The sequence below is a fragment of the Microbacterium sp. oral taxon 186 str. F0373 genome (assembly GCF_000411455.1).
Taxonomy (GTDB): domain Bacteria; phylum Actinomycetota; class Actinomycetes; order Actinomycetales; family Microbacteriaceae; genus Microbacterium.
The window spans coordinates 1,038,409-1,055,267 of the sequence record NZ_KE150457.1 but is presented as its reverse complement, the minus strand read 5'-3'; the positions used below and the strand labels follow the sequence as shown (position 1 = coordinate 1,055,267).

At 70.6% G+C, this 16,859-nt stretch carries 17 protein-coding genes and 1 pseudogene; 6 read left to right on the top strand and 12 right to left on the bottom strand.

Features of this window, described 5'->3' with window-relative positions; genetic code table 11:
- The first annotated feature begins 16 nt into the window (after positions 1-16).
- Positions 17-193: a hypothetical protein gene (locus tag HMPREF1529_RS16065; RefSeq protein WP_016463935.1), complete on the top strand. Its 177-nt coding sequence runs from the start codon at positions 17-19 to the stop codon at positions 191-193.
- A gap of 143 nt (positions 194-336) precedes the next feature.
- Complete coding sequence (locus HMPREF1529_RS04875) at positions 337-1,386, top strand: zinc-binding dehydrogenase (protein WP_198013024.1); 1,050 nt, start codon at positions 337-339, stop codon at positions 1,384-1,386.
- Positions 1,387-1,411: 25 nt separating this feature from the next.
- Here the strand turns inward: HMPREF1529_RS04875 and HMPREF1529_RS04870 are convergent, their stop codons facing one another.
- Positions 1,412-2,086, bottom strand: a complete 675-nt coding sequence (locus HMPREF1529_RS04870) for a Type 1 glutamine amidotransferase-like domain-containing protein (RefSeq protein ID WP_016463933.1) — start codon at positions 2,084-2,086, stop codon at positions 1,412-1,414.
- A gap of 68 nt (positions 2,087-2,154) precedes the next feature.
- On the opposite strand from HMPREF1529_RS04870, the gene HMPREF1529_RS04865 reads away from it, so the two are divergent.
- Positions 2,155-2,583, top strand: a complete 429-nt coding sequence (locus HMPREF1529_RS04865; protein ID WP_005051583.1) for an NUDIX hydrolase — start codon at positions 2,155-2,157, stop codon at positions 2,581-2,583.
- A 25-nt stretch (positions 2,584-2,608) separates the two neighbouring features.
- Here HMPREF1529_RS04865 and HMPREF1529_RS04860 read toward each other — a convergent pair whose 3' ends face one another.
- Together HMPREF1529_RS04860 and HMPREF1529_RS04855 are read right to left on the bottom strand one after the other, a co-directional pair.
- A complete protein-coding gene (locus HMPREF1529_RS04860; RefSeq protein WP_005051581.1) occupies positions 2,609-4,117 on the bottom strand; it encodes an SDR family oxidoreductase in 1,509 nt (502 codons plus the stop codon).
- 75 nt (positions 4,118-4,192) lie between these two features.
- Positions 4,193-4,867, bottom strand: coding sequence for a hypothetical protein (locus HMPREF1529_RS04855; RefSeq protein ID WP_016463931.1), 675 nt, complete (start codon positions 4,865-4,867; stop codon positions 4,193-4,195).
- A gap of 75 nt (positions 4,868-4,942) precedes the next feature.
- On the opposite strand from HMPREF1529_RS04855, the gene HMPREF1529_RS04850 reads away from it, so the two are divergent.
- Positions 4,943-5,563: a TMEM175 family protein gene (locus HMPREF1529_RS04850; RefSeq protein WP_016463930.1), complete on the top strand. Its 621-nt coding sequence runs from the start codon at positions 4,943-4,945 to the stop codon at positions 5,561-5,563.
- A 3-nt stretch (positions 5,564-5,566) separates the two neighbouring features.
- Here HMPREF1529_RS04850 and HMPREF1529_RS04845 read toward each other — a convergent pair whose 3' ends face one another.
- Together HMPREF1529_RS04845 and HMPREF1529_RS04840 are read right to left on the bottom strand one after the other, a co-directional pair.
- The gene (locus tag HMPREF1529_RS04845; protein WP_005051574.1) at positions 5,567-5,902 is read right to left on the bottom strand and encodes a hypothetical protein; all 336 of its coding nucleotides are present in this window, start codon (positions 5,900-5,902) and stop codon (positions 5,567-5,569) included.
- Positions 5,903-6,093: 191 nt separating this feature from the next.
- Positions 6,094-6,642: pseudogene (locus tag HMPREF1529_RS04840) on the bottom strand (alpha-amylase family glycosyl hydrolase); the annotation flags it as partial.
- 197 nt (positions 6,643-6,839) lie between these two features.
- Here HMPREF1529_RS04840 and lgt point away from each other — a divergent pair.
- Entirely contained in the window at positions 6,840-7,754 is a 915-nt protein-coding gene (gene lgt / locus HMPREF1529_RS04835) for a prolipoprotein diacylglyceryl transferase (RefSeq protein ID WP_016463928.1), read from the top strand.
- 342 nt (positions 7,755-8,096) lie between these two features.
- Here the strand turns inward: lgt and HMPREF1529_RS04830 are convergent, their stop codons facing one another.
- The 6 genes from HMPREF1529_RS04830 to HMPREF1529_RS04805 form a co-directional block, all read right to left on the bottom strand.
- The gene (locus HMPREF1529_RS04830; RefSeq protein WP_016463927.1) at positions 8,097-8,432 is read right to left on the bottom strand and encodes a DUF6804 family protein; all 336 of its coding nucleotides are present in this window, start codon (positions 8,430-8,432) and stop codon (positions 8,097-8,099) included.
- Positions 8,429-9,472: a zinc-binding dehydrogenase gene (locus tag HMPREF1529_RS04825; RefSeq protein WP_016463926.1), complete on the bottom strand. Its 1,044-nt coding sequence runs from the start codon at positions 9,470-9,472 to the stop codon at positions 8,429-8,431. The genes HMPREF1529_RS04830 and HMPREF1529_RS04825 overlap by 4 nt, the downstream gene beginning before the upstream one ends.
- A gap of 43 nt (positions 9,473-9,515) precedes the next feature.
- Positions 9,516-10,649 carry a DUF998 domain-containing protein gene (locus HMPREF1529_RS04820; protein ID WP_016463925.1) on the bottom strand — a complete coding sequence of 378 codons (1,134 nt, stop codon included), beginning with the start codon at positions 10,647-10,649 and terminating at the stop codon, positions 9,516-9,518.
- 440 nt (positions 10,650-11,089) lie between these two features.
- Positions 11,090-11,665, bottom strand: a complete 576-nt coding sequence (locus HMPREF1529_RS04815) for a dihydrofolate reductase family protein (RefSeq protein ID WP_016463924.1) — start codon at positions 11,663-11,665, stop codon at positions 11,090-11,092.
- Positions 11,666-11,742: 77 nt separating this feature from the next.
- A complete protein-coding gene (locus HMPREF1529_RS04810; RefSeq protein ID WP_016463923.1) occupies positions 11,743-13,014 on the bottom strand; it encodes an alpha-hydroxy acid oxidase in 1,272 nt (423 codons plus the stop codon).
- Positions 13,015-13,062: 48 nt separating this feature from the next.
- Entirely contained in the window at positions 13,063-14,841 is a 1,779-nt protein-coding gene (locus HMPREF1529_RS04805) for an L-lactate permease (protein ID WP_016463922.1), read from the bottom strand.
- A gap of 144 nt (positions 14,842-14,985) precedes the next feature.
- On the opposite strand from HMPREF1529_RS04805, the gene HMPREF1529_RS04800 reads away from it, so the two are divergent.
- Entirely contained in the window at positions 14,986-15,741 is a 756-nt protein-coding gene (locus HMPREF1529_RS04800; RefSeq protein ID WP_016463921.1) for a FadR/GntR family transcriptional regulator, read from the top strand.
- On the opposite strand, the gene HMPREF1529_RS15570 is transcribed toward HMPREF1529_RS04800, so the two are convergent.
- On the bottom strand, positions 15,627-16,859 hold the full coding sequence (locus HMPREF1529_RS15570; RefSeq protein WP_016463920.1) for a serine/threonine-protein kinase: 1,233 nt from the start codon (positions 16,857-16,859) through the stop codon (positions 15,627-15,629). The two genes, HMPREF1529_RS04800 and HMPREF1529_RS15570, sit on opposite strands and share 115 nt — an antisense overlap.

The window sequence follows — 16,859 nt, the reverse complement described above, 5'->3', positions numbered from 1 at the left end:
GTGCGAAAACGGCCCTATGGATGAACCCGAGCACACGCCTCATCACCCCTCCGGCGCCGAGGAGTCAATCCCTGCGCCGGCTCCGCGGCTGCCCTTCAGTCAGCTCGCCATCTGGGGCTTCGTGATCTCCTGCGTGGGTCTGTTCGTGTTCGGGTTCCTCGGAACCGTGGGCGCGATCACCCGTTCCCACTGAGTTTTTCGACCAGCATCCCCCCGTCTGCTCACGACGAGAAAGAACGCCTGACCAGCGGTTCTGGACGGGAGCGCGACCCTGCGGTGCCCACTCCTGGGCGCGGGGTGGGAGAAAGGGTCGGGCGGATGGCGTGAAATGGACTCATGCGAGCAACCGTCATGTTCGGCGCCGGAGACGTCCGCGTCGAGAACGTCCCCGATCCCGTCATCCAGCAGCCGACCGACGCGGTCGTGCGGATCGTCCGCGCGTGCGTCTGCGGTTCGGACCTGCATCCCTATCACTCGATGGGCGACAGTGCGACGGGCCGCCGCATGGGGCACGAGCTCATCGCCGTCGTCGAGGAGACCGGCGCCGACGTCACCACGGTGCGCCCGGGCGACTTCGTCATCGTGCCGTTCGTGTACTCCGACAACACCTGCGTCTTCTGCCGCGAGGGCTTCCAGACCTCCTGCGTGCACGGCGGCTTCTACGGCAACGGGCGGGTCGGGGGCCTGCAGGCCGAGCGCGCCCTCATCCCCCAGGCCGATGGCACGCTCGTGGTCGTCCCCGACGTCGACCCCGACGCGGCATCCGATTCTCTGCTGGCGTCGCTGCTGACACTGTCGGATGTGTACCTGACGGGCTATCACGCCGCGCACCTGGCTCGCGTGCAGCCCGGCCAGACGGTCACGGTCGTCGGCGACGGCGCCGTGGGCCTGTCGGCGGTGCTCGCCGCCCGCACCCTCGGAGCGGAGCGGATCATCCTCATGGGCCGCCACACCGACCGCACCGACCTGGGCGTCGAGTTCGGCGCCACCGATGTCGTCGCCGAGCGCGGCGCGGAGGGCATCGCGCGGGTGATGGATCTCACCGACGGTGAGGGCAGCCACGTGGTGATCGAGGCGGTGGGACACATGCCGGCGTACGAGCAGTCGTACGGTGTCGTCCGCCCCGGTGGGGTCATCTCGCGCGTCGGCGTTCCGCAGTACGAGAGCGCGCCCGTGGGCTTCGCGTCGCTGTTCGGCAAGAACATCACCCTGACCGGCGGCGTGGCCCCCGTGCGCGCGTACCTCGAGGACGCCATTCCGCTGGTGCTGGACGGCACGATCGAGCCCGGCCGCGTGTTCGACCGGATCATGCCGCTCGACGACGCTCCGGCCGCCTACGCCGCGATGGACTCCCGCGAGGCGCTCAAGGTGATGCTGACGGTCTGAGCAGTAGGAGCGCCCGGCGGCAGGCTCACCCGTTGAGCAGCTCCCAGTTGCCCTCGGAGATCACATCGACCACGCCGTCGACGACACGGATCGCCGTCTGGTCGTCGATCGCGTAGGCGCGACCGCGGATACCCTCCGCCCACCGGCGGGCCGCCGCGGTCGTGTTCCCCGTCCAGCCCGGGTAGTCCAGGTGCGGGAAGATCGAGAAGTCGACCAGCCCCAGCGTCTCGTCGGTGCCGCCCGGATGCCGGTCCACGAACTCCGGCCCCACGCGCGGCGTCAGGGCCATACTGCCCGCGCTGATGCCGACCCACACGGTGTCGTGCAGCTCGGGGATCAGATCGGCCAGACCCGACCGGCGGATCCACTCCGCCAGATACACCGCCTCGCCGCCGTCGACGAGCAGCGCATCGGCCTCGCGCACCCACGGCATCCATCGCTCGGGCGCGATCGTCGGCAGGGCAGTGAGCTCGAGCACCCCGACCGAGCGCCACCCAAGTTCGACCGGGCTGTCGATGCCGCCCGGCCACCGGCCCGCCGTGGAGCGCCACACCGTCTCGGGCGAGCACATCGGCTGGCCCCACTGCGCCGTCGGCACGAACAACGCAGAACTGTCCGCGATGGGTGTGCCGAGCATGTCTTCGAGCGCGGTGCGGATGCTGTCGTTGGTCACGCCGCCCGAGGTCAGCAGAAGCTTCATGTGCCCAGTCAACCGTGTGCGGCGGCGCTCGAACAGGGGCCGGGGCGCCGGAGTGTTAGCGTGCGAGGGTGACCTCGACGCCTCCGCCGATCCCCACGACCGATCCGGCTCGCTCGATCCGTGTCTCCGCCGCCGTGATCACCGACGCCGACGGACGGCTGCTGCTCGTGCGCAAGGCGGGGACGACCGCGTTCATGCAGCCCGGCGGCAAGCCGGAGGCGGGTGAGGATGCCGCGCAGACGCTCCTCCGCGAGCTCGCCGAAGAGGTGGGGCTGCGCCTGCAACCGACAGACCTCACGCCGCTCGGCGAGTTCACCGCCCCCGCCGCCAACGAGCCGGGTTTCGCCGTCGTGGCGGACGTCTTCCGCGTCGACATCGGCGACCAGCAGCCGGTGACGGATGCCGAGATCGAGGAGCTCCGCTGGGTCGACCGCGCCGCGGCATCCGCTCTGGAGGTCGCACCCCTCGCGGCGGCCTACTTCCTGCCGGAGGCCTGAGCGCCTCCGACGGAAGCCGACCGGCTCACCATGAGCTCTTGCGGTAGTCCTTGAGGAAGATGCCGAAGAGGTCTTCGCCCGCCTCACCGCGGACGATCGGGTCGTACACGCGCGCGGCGCCGTCCACGAGGTCGAGCGGGGCGTGGAAGCCCTCCTCGGCGAGCCGCACCTTCGTGTAGTGCGGGCGCTCGTCGGTGATCCACCCCGTGTCGACGGCCGTCATGAGGATGCCGTCGGTCTCGAACATCTCGCGCGCGCTCGTGCGCGTGAGCATGTTGAGGGCCGCCTTCGCCATGTTGGTGTGCGGGTGACCGGGACCCTTGTAGCCGCGGCCGAACACGCCCTCCATCGCCGAGACGTTCACGACGTACTTTCGCCGCGCCGGTGACGCCGCCATCGCGGGACGCAGACGCGAGACGAGCAGGAACGGCGCGGTCATGTTCGCCAGCTGCACCTCGAGCATCTCCAGCGGCTCGACCTGCTCGACCGACTGCGTCCAGCTGTTGATGTGGTTCTCGTCGGGGATGAGGCCGCCGGCGTCGATCGCGGTGCCCGCCGCGAGACGCTCGAGCGACGACGACCCGGCGGCCATCGCCTCGGCGGTGAGCTCTTCCGCCGTGCGAGCGGCGGCGGCGAGGATGGGATGGCTCGACACCGACTGGGCCAGCGCGAGCGGGTGGGCGTCGTTGGTGTGGCCGAAGGTCAGCAATTCGGGCAGCGGTCCCTGCGGCAGCGGCGCGAGCTCGGCGTCCACGAGCGGCTTGTACGCCCCGGCGGAGCGACGCACGGTCTGCGCCGCGTTGTTGATGAGGATGTCCAGCGGCCCGTCGGCGGCGACGGCATCCGCGAGGCCGATGACCTGGGCGGGGTCGCGCAGGTCGATGCCGACGATCTTGAGTCGGTGGATCCAGTCGCCGCTGTCGGGCAGTGCCGAGAAGCGGCGGACGGCGTCGCGCGGGAAGCGGGTCGTGATGGTCGTGTGGGCGCCGTCGCGCAGCAGCCGCAGCGCGATGTACATGCCGATCTTCGCGCGGCCTCCCGTGAGCAGGGCACGACGGCCGGTGAGGTCGGTGCGGGCGTCGCGCTTGGCGTGGCTCATCGCCGCGCAGTCGGGGCACAGCTGGTGGTAGAACGCGTCGACGATCGTGTACTGCTCTTTGCAGATATAGCAGGCGCGGGGCTTGATGAGCTCGCCCGCGGTCGGGGCCGCGGTGCGGGCCGCGAGCGGGATGCCGCGGGTCTCGTCGTCGATGCGGTCCGGTGCACCCGTCGCGGTGGCGGCGACGACCGCACGGTCGGCGTCGGCGATGCGCTGACGCTTCTCCTTGCGCGACATGCGCTTGACGTCCTTGTACATCTTGCCGGTCTGGCGGCGCAGGGCGATGTAGGTGGGGTCGTCGCGATCGAGGAGGGATGCCGCGTCGATGACGCGCAGCGCGATCTCCAGCTCGTGGGGGTCGATCGCGATGGGGGCCGGGGTCGCCGCATCGTCCGGGTCGGGAGTGATCTCGGTGTCTGCAGGCGTTTCGGGCACGAGGGATTTTATCGGACGCGGCTGAGCGCGGGCCCGGCGGGCAACGGAGCGGGCGAGGGTCGACGTCGAGGCGCGTCAGCCGGCGATGCCGAGGAGCTGCTTGGCTGCGGCGACGGCCGGGGCGCCGAAGATGCGCGGGTCTTCGTTGAGCGCGCCCGAGCTGATCGAAACCCCCACTCCCGGTACGTCGACGAGCGTGCCGTAGATGCGGAGGTCTCCCGTGGACGTCGTGCCGTAGGCGATGCCGCCCCGAGCCTCGACGGCCGCATCCGCGATGTACTCCGACCCGATGGCGGCGATGTCGTCCTTCTTGGGCACATCGCCGGCTCCGTTGTTGGTCGTCACCGAGATGTCGACGGTGTTCACGTCGTCACCGGTCGTCGACATCCAGGTGCACCGCACGGTGCCGTCTTCGTTGCTCTGGTCGCCGAGTTCGAGTCCGTCGATCGCCGAACCGAGCACAGAGCCCATGGCCGCACAGTCGGGGTAGCGGGCGAGCACGTCGGCGAGCGCCATGGTGGGCGCAGACGGAGCGCTGCCGCCTCCGGCGTCGCCCCCGCCGGTATCTCCCTCCCCGGGAGCGGTCGCCCCGTCCGACGGCGCGCCCGTGCCGCCGCCGACCGCTCCGGACACGGAGACCGACGGCGACGCAGCAGTCCCGCTTCCGGCGGCGCATCCCGCGAAGGCGAAGGCTCCGGCAGCGACGAGGAGGGAGAATGCGGCACGGGAAACGAGGCGGGGGGCTGTCACCCCGGCATCCTAGCCATCCGCGTGAGCCGGCCTCGGAAGTTCTCCACAGGCCCTCTGCCCCGCTAGCCTGGCGCCATGTCCGAAGACCAGATCGACGATGGCGCGCACGGGGCCGCTCAAGGCGAGAAGGCCCTCGACCGGCTCGTCGCGTTCAGCGACGCGGTCGTCGCGATCGCGATCACTCTCGTCGTGCTGCCCCTGGTGGATAAGGCGATGGATGCCGAGTCGGCGTCGGCCTTCTTCGCCGACAACGTGACCGGGATGATCTCTGCGGGGCTGAGCTTCGTGGTGATCGCGGCCTTCTGGCGTGCCAACCACGTGATGTTCGTGCATGCGCGCGGCTACAACCGCCTGGTCGGCCGCCTGCAGACCCTCTGGCTCGCGACGATCGTCTTCCTGCCGGTCGCGACGGCGCTCGATCTCGCCGGACCGGGCACAGACCGGGTCGGGCTGGGGGCCTACGTCGGAACGATGCTGGTGGGCGGAGTGATCCTGCGCGTACAGGCGGTGGCGCTGCAGCGGGCGGGACTGAGCGACCGCGCACCCGCACCGCCGCTGACGCACTGGATCGGCGCGATCTTGATGGCGCTCGCGCTCGTGCTCGTGCTGCTCTTTCCGCAGTACGGCGCTCTCTGGTTGCTCGTCCTGCTGTTGGAGATCCCCCTCGGCCCCCTGCTGAGCCGCCGGTCGCGCTGACGCTTAAGATCCCATCGCCGCCTGGAAGAGTCTGAGCGCAATCAGCAGCCCCGCCACGATGCCCGCGCTGGCGGCGAGCGGAACCCAGGTGAGATCCCTCTCCGTCCGCCACGCGAAGAGAGCCGCCGCTGCGGTGCCGACAAACATCACGACGGCGACGAGGTAGTAGACGGCGCCCGCGAGGTCGGCGCCCGACCAGTCGCAGCGGGGCGCGCATGCGCCCCCGGCGAAGACCGTGCTCCCGACCCAGACCGCGGTCGTGATCGCGAAAACGACGACCTGGATGACCGCGACGGCAAGAACCGATGCGGCCGCACTCCTCCCCGCCCTGGAGTTCATCGGCTCAGTCGCCGCTCTCGGTCAACGCCACGCTCCAGTTGAACACAACGTTCGGGTCGCTCGCGCCGTCCCCGCCCGAACGGCAAGGGATGCCGGGCGACACGCCGCGGCATCCCTCACCCACCCCGCGTGTCGACGGCGATCCCTTGCAGTTCGGCCACGCGACCCCACCCGCAACGCGACCAGCCGGATCAGCCCCCCGTGATCCAGACCGTCGTCTCACCCGGTACGGTGTGGCCGTCGATCGGCGCGCTCGACAGCACGACGCGCTGCCCCGGGGCGAGCGACAGGACGAACGCCGCAGAGCCGAACACCGTGACGACCTCCCACCCGTTCGGGCGGCGGAACCGCAGCACATCGTCGCGGCCGGTCTCTACCCACTCCAGTCGCTCCGGCGCGAGCAGCTCGTGCCGCAGGGCGAGGGCCCGGCGGTAGAGGGTGAGGGTGGATGCCGGGTCGCCCTCCTCCGCCTCGACCGACGCGTCCGCGAACCACGACGGCTGCGGCAGGTGCGCACCCCCCGACCCGAAACCGAACGAGGAGCCCTCGCGGGTCCACGGCAGCGGCACGCGGCATCCGTCACGTCCGTACTGCTCTTGGTGGGTGCGGAAGAAGGTCGGGTCCTGCCGCTGGTCGGCGGGAATCTCCGCCACCTCGTGCAAGCCCAGCTCCTCGCCCTGATAGAGGTACGCCGACCCCGGCAACCCGAGCAGGAACAGCGACGCCGCCCGCGCGCGCCGACTGATCGCGCCGCTCCCCCCGCGCCCCCCGCGCGTCAGTGGAACGCCCATTCCCGACCCGAACTGCAAGGGATGCCGAGCGACACGCCGCAGCATCCGGGCCTGACCCCGCGTGTTGCGGTCGACGCCTTGCAGTTCGGTCACCGCGGAACGGAACCCCGAGCACCCCGGGCCAACTCATACCCGGCAGGCATATCATGTCGGGCGTGCACCTGAGTATCCCGAGCCCCGACCTCAGCTGGTCCAGCTTTCACATCGGCCCGCTGACGATCCACGTCTACGCGCTGTGCATCATCGCGGGAATCATCGCCGCCGTCATCATCACCGAACGACGGCTGCGGGCGCGCGGAGTGCCGGCGGGAACCGTGATCGATGTCGCGCTGTGGACGGTGCCGCTGGGCATCATCGCGGCGCGGATCTACCACGTGCTCACGCACATGGGCGACTACTTCGCGCCCGGCGACAACCCGTGGGCGGTCGTCGCCATCTGGGACGGCGGCAACGCGATCTACGGCTCGATGATCGGCGGCGCGATCGGCATCTACATCGCCACGCGGCGCGCCGGCATCCGCTTCTTCGCCTTCGCCGACGCGCTCGCGCCGGCCCTGCTGGTCGCGCAGGCCATCGGACGACTCGGCAACTACTTTAATCAGGAACTGTTCGGGCTGCCGACGACCCTCCCGTGGGGCCTGGAGATCTCCCCCGACGCGCCGATGTTCCCCGCCGGCGTCGCGCCGGGCACGCTGTTCCATCCGCTGTTCCTCTACGAGATGATCTGGAACCTCGTCGGTGCCGCGCTGATCATCGTCCTCGAGCGCAGAGTGCGTCTCGGCTGGGGCCGCAGCATCGCGTCGTACTTCATCTGGTACGGGCTGGGCCGCAGCTGGCTGGAGGCGATCCGCATCGATCCCACGAGCGATGCGCCCCTCGGCATCCCGGCGAACATCTGGGCCTCGTTCGCCGTCGTGCTGCTGGGCGTCGCGATCTTCGTCGTGCAGACGGTGCGCTATCGTGGCGAGCCCGATACGTCGCCGTTCACCGCCGCGGAGCAGCAACGACAGGAGGCCGAGAAGCTTGCCGTGACCCGCGAGGACGCACCGCAGCCGTCGTGACGAGCGCCGCCCCGCCGCGGGGGTGACGTGGACGCGTCCCGCGGGAGCTCAGCTCGGTGCGTCCGCGCCGAACGCTGCTGCGCCCGGACCGTGGAGGTGCCGCTTCGCGGGATCGACCCAGTTGCCGGAGCCTGTCATGCGGTGCCAACGCTTGTGGAACGCGAGGTCGGTGTCAAGAGACCCGTCAATCTATCCGTGTACAACTCCGGAGTTTTGGCGACGGCGAGCCCCGGAGGGGCGCTGAACCGGCAGACAGCCCGAGATTTCCGGAGTTATGAACGCACGGCCGGAGTAACTCCACCCGAGAGGGCCGGCGCCAGCAGCGGCAGGATGCCGAGGCGCTCAGTCCCGCGGGGTCTTGATCATCGCGCCCGCGACGAGGAACACGATGGCGGCGGCCGGCTGCACGAGCGACCAGACCAAGCCGTCGAACCCGAACGGGATGACGGGGTTCCAGGCCACCGCGATCACGGCGAACACCGCCGCCCACACCCATTGACGCGCCTGCACGGCGAACCAGCCGACGATCAGCGCCAGGATCGCGACGACGAAGAGCACCACGATCCCCCAGCCCGCCGTCAGCAGCACGGGCGCGAGGAACAGCACGGCGGCGGCAAGCAAGGCCGGCGCCAGGGCGTTGCGCTGGAAGGTCGGCTCGGTGCGCTTCGTCCCGCTCATGCGAGAACTCCCGGATCGATCATCGTCATACCGGCAAGCGTGGCACGGTCGAAGGTGGGCAGTAGCGCCGCGGCCTCGGCGAGCGAGATCGTGCGCTCGATGAGTTCCTGCGGACGCAGGCGTCCCTCGGCGATGAGCTCGAGCATCGCCGGATAGTCGACGGCGGCCATGCCGTGGCTGCCGAGCACGTCGAGTTCCCACGCGATCACGCGGGCCATCGGCATTGCCGACAACCCCGTCTCCGACGGAAGCAGCCCGACCTGCACGTGGCGGCCGCGGCGACGCAGGCTCAGCACGGCGTCGGCCGCCGTCTGCTCCGCGCCCACCGCGTCGATCGAGACGTGCGCGCCTCCGCCGGTGATCCGGCGCACGGCATCGGGCACGTCCACCCCGTCGGCGACGACGACGGCATCGGCGCCGAGAGCGGATGCCGCGTCCAGCGCGGCCTGGTTGCGGTCGACGGCCACGACGTGAGCACCGAGCGCGCGGGCGATCATGACGACGCTGAGTCCCACCCCACCCGCGCCGACCACGACGACCCACTCGCCCGGCTGCACGCGTGCGCGTCCGGTGAGCGCGCGGAACGCGGTCGCGAAGCGGCATCCGAGGGCAGCCGCGGCGGCGAAGGAGACGTCGTCCGGAATGCGCACGAGGTTGGTGTCGGCCGCGTGCAGCGCAACGCGCTCGGCGAACGAGCCCCAGTGCGTGAACCCGGGCTGCTGCTGATCGGGGCACACCTGCGCGTCGCCCGCGCGGCACCACCCGCATGCCCCGCAGCCGCAGACGAACGGCACGGTCACCCGGTCACCGACGGCGAAACGCTCGACGCCCGCGCCGGTCTCGACGATCACGCCGGCAAGCTCATGGCCCGGAACGTGCGGCACGGCGATGTCGTCGTGACCCACCCACGCGTGCCAGTCGCTGCGGCACAGTCCGGTCGCCCGCACCTCCACGACCACGCCGCCGGCGGGTGCGATCGGGTCATCGACCTCACGCACCTCCAACGGCGCGCCGACGGCGTCCATCATCACTGCGCGCATCGCGGCCCTTTCGTCCCCTTCACGCTCGTTGGTGCACCCGCGCTCACGCGGCGGCCGGAGCCGCTGCCGCGGGAACGGGAGGTGCCGGCGCGGCGGCGTCCGCATACGCACGCGCCTGGCGGACGAACAGCATCAGCCACGCGAACAGCAGCCCCGCGATGATGAACTCCGACCCGGTGAGGTTGTAGTAGTCGATCGGCACCCAGAGGGCGACGGCGACGATGATGCCCGCGACGACCAGCACCGAGAAGACCGCGATATCGCGGCCGATCCCGGGAACGAGAGTCAGCAGGCATCCGACCAGCACGCCGAAGATGACGACCATTCCGGATGCCGCGCCCACGTGCACAGGGAAAGCGACGGCGTCCGGGACGAACCCGGCCACCATCAAACACAGGCCGATCACGGCGAGCAGCCAGGCGAACAGCCGTGCACGCCGCTGCGCGGTCTCGACATGCGCGCGGAGTCCGACCTCGAGATCGTGGGCGACGAAGTTGGCGAGCGCGGTGATGACGGCGCCGGTCGTGATGAGCGAGAGGTTGAACTGGTAGCCGGCGTAGCCCGACTCGTTGCCCAGTTCGGAGAAGTGGAACCTCCACCAATCGCCCTGTGAGGCGCTGACCATGCTCGCCAGCGTGCCGATGAACAGCACGAGGGTGGCGAGCGAGGCCACGCCCGTGGAGGTGACACGTGCCCCCGAGACCGACGCGACGTAGGTCATCGTGCCGACGGCGGCGGCGACCAGCGCCGCGGCACCGAACGGGTCGATCGTGAGGCCTCGGAAACCCAGCTGGAACAGCTCCGCGACGGCCACGACGACCAACGCCGCCAGCATCATCATCGCCGCAGACAGGGCGATCAGATCGGTTGCCCGTTTGGCGCGCGGCAGGCTGTTGCGCCAGGCGAGATATCCACGGCGCCGTTCGAGCGCGAACGAGACGGCGAACGCCGGACCGGCCGCGATCGCCGCGAGCAGCGCCGCAAGGCTGCCGACGGACTCGCCGCCGCCGAGCGGCATCCGCGCCCCGCCCATGACGAGCACGGTGGTGGCGGCGGCAACGAGCGCGGATCCCAGCGACCAGCGGGTGGCGCGGGACTCGACGCTCGGTGAGAAGCGGGGCGTCTCGGATGCCGCGTGGTGTGTCCATCGCGCGGGGGACGGCCGCCATCTGCTCACGCGTCGAGCTTACTTTCGACCTGCTCGCACGCCGGCCGCCGCCGGGCCAGGACTTCGCTCGCCTGCTGCATCCCACCCATAGCCCGAACTGCAAGGCGGCCGCGGGGACACGCCGCCCGGGCGCGCGTCGCACCGGCGTGTCGCCCGGCATCCCTTGCACTTCGGATGCCGGGGGTGTGGGCGTCGCCCGGGCACGCACGCCCCCGGCGCGCCGCGCGCCGATCCGGGCCACCCCACACCGCCCCGCGGGCACCCCAGGCCATGGCTACCTCCCCCAGCACCCCGGCCCGAACTGCAAGGCGGCCGCGGGGACACGCCGCCCGGGCGCGCGTCGCACCGGCGTGTCGCCCGGCATCCCTTGCACTTCGGATGCCGCCGCCGCATGCCGCCGCTCCCGCCGGCGGTCGGCACGCCTGCAAGCCCCCGCCCACCGCACGCGCTCAGCGCGGGGGCCGCACCACGCGGTAGCGCAACGCCTGGATGCCGCGGGCCCACCGGTGGCTCGAGACGAGTTCGAGGCTCGTCGGACCGACGCCCCGCGGATAGAACGGGGTGCCCCCGCCGAGCAGGATCGGGTACACGACGCTCCGATACTCGTCCACGAGTCCGGCTGCGGCCACCGCGGCCGCCAGTGTCGCACCCCCGATCGCGATCTCCCCGACCTCGTCGTCGTCGCGCAGGCGCGCGATCTCCTCCACGAGATCGCCCTGCAGCAACGTCGTGTTCTGCCCGGGCGCGGCATCCAGCGTCGACGAGACGACGATCTTCGGCAGCTCGTTCCAGACCTCGGCGAACTCGCGCTCGAGCGGATCGAGGGTGGGTGCGACCTCCGGATCCTCCCAGTACCGCATCGTCTCGTAAAGGCGCCGGCCCAGGAAGTGGGCGCTGAGACCACGCACCTCCTCGAGGGCGGCACGGAAGATGTGCTCGTCGGGCGCGCCCCAGTCGAAGCGGCCCTCGGCATCCGTGATGTAGCCGTCGAGGGAGTGCGACATGGAGAAGATGATCCGGCCCACGTTCCGCTCCTTCGCGTCGGTGCTGCGCCCCCGACGCTACCCCCACCCACGGCCGGGCAACACCGGGTCGCTCCGCGTCAACGGGATGCCGAGGTCAGCACGCCCCCGTTCGAGGCCCGCGGCACGAGGCGCTCGAGTTGCGTCACGTGCCGCGGCTCGAGCTCGGCGAGGGTCGACACGCCCAGGAGCTTCATGGTGCGCTCGATCTCGGTGCGGAGGATGTCGATCGTGCGGTCGACGCCCTGACGTCCGCCCGCCATCAGGCCGTAGAGGTAGGCGCGGCCGATGAGCGTGAACTTCGCGCCGAGCGCGACCGCGGCGACGATGTCGGCGCCGTTCATGATGCCGGTGTCGATCATGACCGTGGCATCCTTGCCGACTTCGCGCACGACCTCCGGCAGCAGGTGGAACGGAATCGGGGCGCGGTCGAGCTGACGCCCGCCGTGGTTGGACAGGATGATGCCGTCGACGCCGCGATCGATGAGGCGCTTGGAGTCCTCGACGTTCTGCACGCCCTTCACGACGATCTTGCCGGGCCAGAGGCCGCGGATGACGTCGAGGTCGTCGTAGCTGATCGTCGGGTCCATCGCGGAGTTCAGCAGCTCGCCCACCGTGCCGCCGGTCGTCGACAGCGACGCGAACTCGAGCTTGGGGGTGGTGAGGAAGTCGATCCACCACCACGGCCGGGGGATCGCGTTGATGATGGTGCCGACGGTCAGCTGCGGCGGGATCGAGAAGCCGTTGCGCTTGTCGCGCAGGCGCGCGCCCGCGACGGGGGTGTCGACCGTGAACTGCAGCGTGTCGAAGCCCGCGGCCGCCGCCCGGCGGACGAGAGCGTACGAGATCTCGCGGTCGCGCATGACGTACAGCTGGAACCAGTTGCGCCCGTGCGGGTTGGCGGCCTTCACGTCTTCGATCGAGGTCGTGCCGAGCGTCGAGAGGGTGAACGGGATGCCGGCGGCACCGGCGGCTCCCGCCCCCGCCGTCTCGCCCTCGGTCTGCATCAGCCGGGTGAAGCCGGTGGGCGCGATGCCGAAGGGCAGCGCCGAGGGGCCACCGAGGATCTCCGTCGACATGTCGACCTCGGCGGCGGGGCGCAGGATGTCGGGGTGGAACTCGACGTCCTGGAACGCCTGGCGGGCGCGCGCCAGCGACAGCTCGCCCTCGGCGGCGCCGTCGGTGTAGTCGAAGGCGGCCTTCGGCGTACGACGCTTGGCGATCGTGCGCAGGTCGGCGATCGTGAGGGCGCCCTCGAGACGACGCTTGCGGCCGTCGAGCTCGGGCTTCTTGAACTGCATGAGCTCCAGGAGCTCGGCGGGCTTGGGCAGCTGACGCTTCACGGGTGACATGGCGTGCCTTTCAGGTGGGGACGACGGTGTGTGTTGACGCGGGCCGGATCAGGGCAGCATCCACGAGAGGACGGAGGACTGCAGACCGACGAGCAGACACATGGCGGCGAGCATGCCGATGCTCCACCAGATGACGCGGCGGAGGATCGCCGACTCTTGGCCGACCAGGCCCACGGCGGTGGCGGCGATGGCGAGGTTCTGCGGGCTGATCATCTTGCCGATGACACCGCCGGAGGTGTTGGCCGCGACGAGCAGTGCCGGGTCGAGGCCGGCCTTGAGCGCGGCGCTCTGCTGCAGCGTGGCGAACAGCGCGTTGGCGCTCGTGTCCGAACCGGTCACCGCCGTGCCGAACCAGCCGAGGATCGGCGAGAGGAAGGCGAACAGGGCTCCGGTGCCGGCGATGAACGCGCCGATCGTCAGCGTCTGTCCGGAGATGTTCATGAGGTAGGCGAGGGCCAGCACCGATCCGACCGTGAGCAGCGAGAAGCGCAGCTTGACGAGCGTCTGGACCCAGGTGCGGGCGGCCTCGCGCAGCGGCAGGCGGTAGACGAGCGCCACGACGACGCCGCAGATCACGAGCAGGCTGCCTGCCGACGACAGCCACGGAAGGGTGTAGACGGTGGCGCCGGATGCGGCACCGCTCGAGGTGAGGATGTGACCGTTCAGGCCCGGCCAGGGGATCTTCACGTCGGTCGCGCCGAGGGCCGCCTTGAGGTCGGGGACGAGCTTGGCGAGCGAGAAGACGACGATGACGAGCAGGTACGGGAAGGTCGCGAGGAAGACCGTCCGCGCGTCGAGCGGGACGTCCGATACCGGGACGGCGCCGGTGGTCGCAACGGGGCCGGTGGCGGTGCCCGTCGACGCGGATGCCGAGGACGACCCCGTGGCCGACCCGGCACGGGCCGCGCGCGACCCGGCCCGACGGGTGCGGATGCTGCCGGTGGCCGCCTTCTCGCTGGCGAGCAGGTCGACGGCGGCGGTGGTGAGCAGACGTTCACGGGCGGCCTCGGTGCCGCGCGGCTGCCAGAAGCGCAGGAGGATGACGGCGGCGAGGATGCCGGCGAGCGAGGCGACGATGTCGGTGAGCTCCACCGAGATCCACGTCGCGCTGACCCACTGGGCGATCGCGAACACGACACCGAAGACGACCGTCGCGGGCCAGGTCTCGCGGATGCCGCGCCACCCGTCGGCGAGCAGCACGATGATGAGCGGGACGAAGACCGCGATCAGGGGCGTCTGGTGGCCGACGATGGCGCCGATGTGCCGGTAGTCGATGCCCGTGAGGGCCCCGGCGGTGACGATGGGCGTGCCGACCGCGCCGAACGCGACGGGCGCGGTGTTGGCCAGCAGCACGATGACGGCCGCACGCATCGGCGAGAAGCCGGCGGCCATGAGCATGACGCCCGTGATGGCGACCGGTGCGCCGAAGCCGGCGAGCGCTTCGAGCAGTCCGCCGAAACCGAACGCGATGATGACGGCTTGGATGCGCGGGTCGTCGGAGAGGGCGTTGATCACGCGCCGGAGGTCCTCGAAGCGGCCGCTGCGCACCGTCAGCTCATAGAGCCAGATCGCGTTGAGCACGATCCACATGATCGGGAACAGCCCGAAGACGAAACCCTGCGTGGATGCGAGGAGTGCGAGGTCGATCGGCATCCGGAAACCGAGCGCCGCGACCAGGACGGCGACCGCGAGTCCGGTCAGTCCCGCCCAGTGCGCCTTCCAGCGCAGCACGCCGAGCGCGAGGAACACCGTGAGGAACGGGAGGCTGGCCACGAGAGCGGAGAGCGCGAGGCTCCCGCCGACCGGGGCGAGTTCGGGTGTGTACATCTCTGTCTCTTTTCGTACGCCGTTGTGCGAAGGGCCGAGTGACCGGGGTGCGGATGCGGACCTTTTAGAGGTCTGACCGCTAGCGCAATCTATGTGACTGACCGCTAGGCTGTCAAGAGATTCGAGAGAGGTGGCGCGGATCCGATGGCGGAGAACGCACCCGATTCCCTGTGGCAGCCGGTCAAGAAGGCGCGTGCCCACGAGCTCGTGATCGAGGCGATCGAGGACCGGATCCTGTCCGGTGCCCTGCAGGTCGGTGACGCGTTGCCCCCCGAGCGGGAGCTCTCGACGAGCCTGGAGGTCAGCCGGGCGGGTGTGCGCGAAGCGGTCCGTGTGCTCGAGGCGCAGGGCGTACTGCGTTCCCAGCCCGGAGCCGGCGCCACCGCCGGGACATTCGTGGCGGCCCTGCCGCGCGATGCGCTCACCCGTTTCCTCCGCCTGCACGTCGCGCTGTCGAACTTCACGATCCAGGACGTGACCGACGCGCGCGTCGTGCTCGAGCGTGCCAGCGCGGCATCGGCGTCCCGCCGGCTCGACGACACGGCGCGGTCGCGGATGATCGACGCGCTGGACCGCATGGATCAGCCGCACTCCTCCCGCGACTCGTTCAACGAGGCCGACACACAGTTCCACCTTGCGATCGCCGAGGCCTCGGGCAGTGCCCTCTCGGCCGCGCTGACCGCGGCGATCCGCAGCGCCATGAAGGTGCCGATCCTGCGCGCCGCCGAACGCACCGAGGAGTGGCCCGACGAGGCGCAGCGCCTACGCCGCGAGCACCGCGCGATCTATGCAGCCATCGACGAGGGAGATCCAGCCCGCGCCGCCGACCTCACCGAAGTGCACATCCGTCGCGCGGCATCCGTACTGTTCGGCCTCGAGTCGCCGGACAGTCGCGCATAAGAGGCCGCCGCCTGCGCCTGCCACTCTGTCTCGGTGGCCGGGGCGCTCGCTGCGCAGGCGAGCATGATGGCGCCCAGAATCGTCATCACGGTGACGACGAGAACGACCACGAGCCCGACGTGCGCCCGATTCGCGCTCTGCGGTTCCGCCTGCAGTGGTGAACATCCGAGCGGCAGGAGCAGCTCCGCCACCTCCGCCTCGAGCGTCGGACCGGTGTCGCTGACCGTCGGGAGATGACGACGGTCACGGCGCAGCGGCGGGGATGACGAGTTCGGTGCCCCCAGCGCACGCACACGCTGAACCACCTCTTCCGCCGTGGGCCGCGACGACGGGTCGAGGGAGGTCATCGCGATGAGCAGCGACCTCCATCCTTGGCCGAGCTCTCCGGGAACCTCGGGCTGTCGAGTGAGTCGGGCGAGGATCGTCGCCTGAATCGAGTCGCCAACGAACTGCTTCGTCCCGGTGAGCGCTTCGATGGTGAGCAGACCGAGCGCATAGATGTCGGACGCCGGCACGGTGGGTTCACCTCGCACCTGTTCGGGGGCGAGATAGGAGGCCGTGCCGATCACGACCCCGGGCGAGGTGACGCGGGCTGCGTCGACGAGGTGGGCGACGCCGAAGTCCACGAGAACCGGCCGGAACGGGACGACTCCGTGCCGGATCGGGCGCAGCAGCACGTTCGCAGGCTTGATATCGCGATGGACGATGCCGGCGTGGTGGACGACCGCCAGCGCGCTCGCGAGGCCGATGATGAGCGCGACGACCTCCTCACCGGTCAACGCGTTCTGCGCAAGACGGTCGTGAAGCGTCTGCCCCGGCACGAGCTCCATGACGAGGAAGGAGTTCTCCCCCGAATCGACCTGGGCATCGAACAGAGTGGCCAGCGAGGGGTGATCGAACGTCGCCTGCAGTCGCGCCTCCGATGCGCGGCGCACCGCCGACACCCGGTCGGAGGGATCCACGGAGAAGCGCTTGACGGCGACATCGCGCTCGAGGACCTCATCGCGCGCGCGGTACACATGCCCCATCCCGCCCGCTCCTATGCGCTCGAGGAGGCGGTAGCGGCCGGCGAGCAGCTCGCCCCCCGGAGACTCGGCCCCCTCGACGGCGGCGGGCAT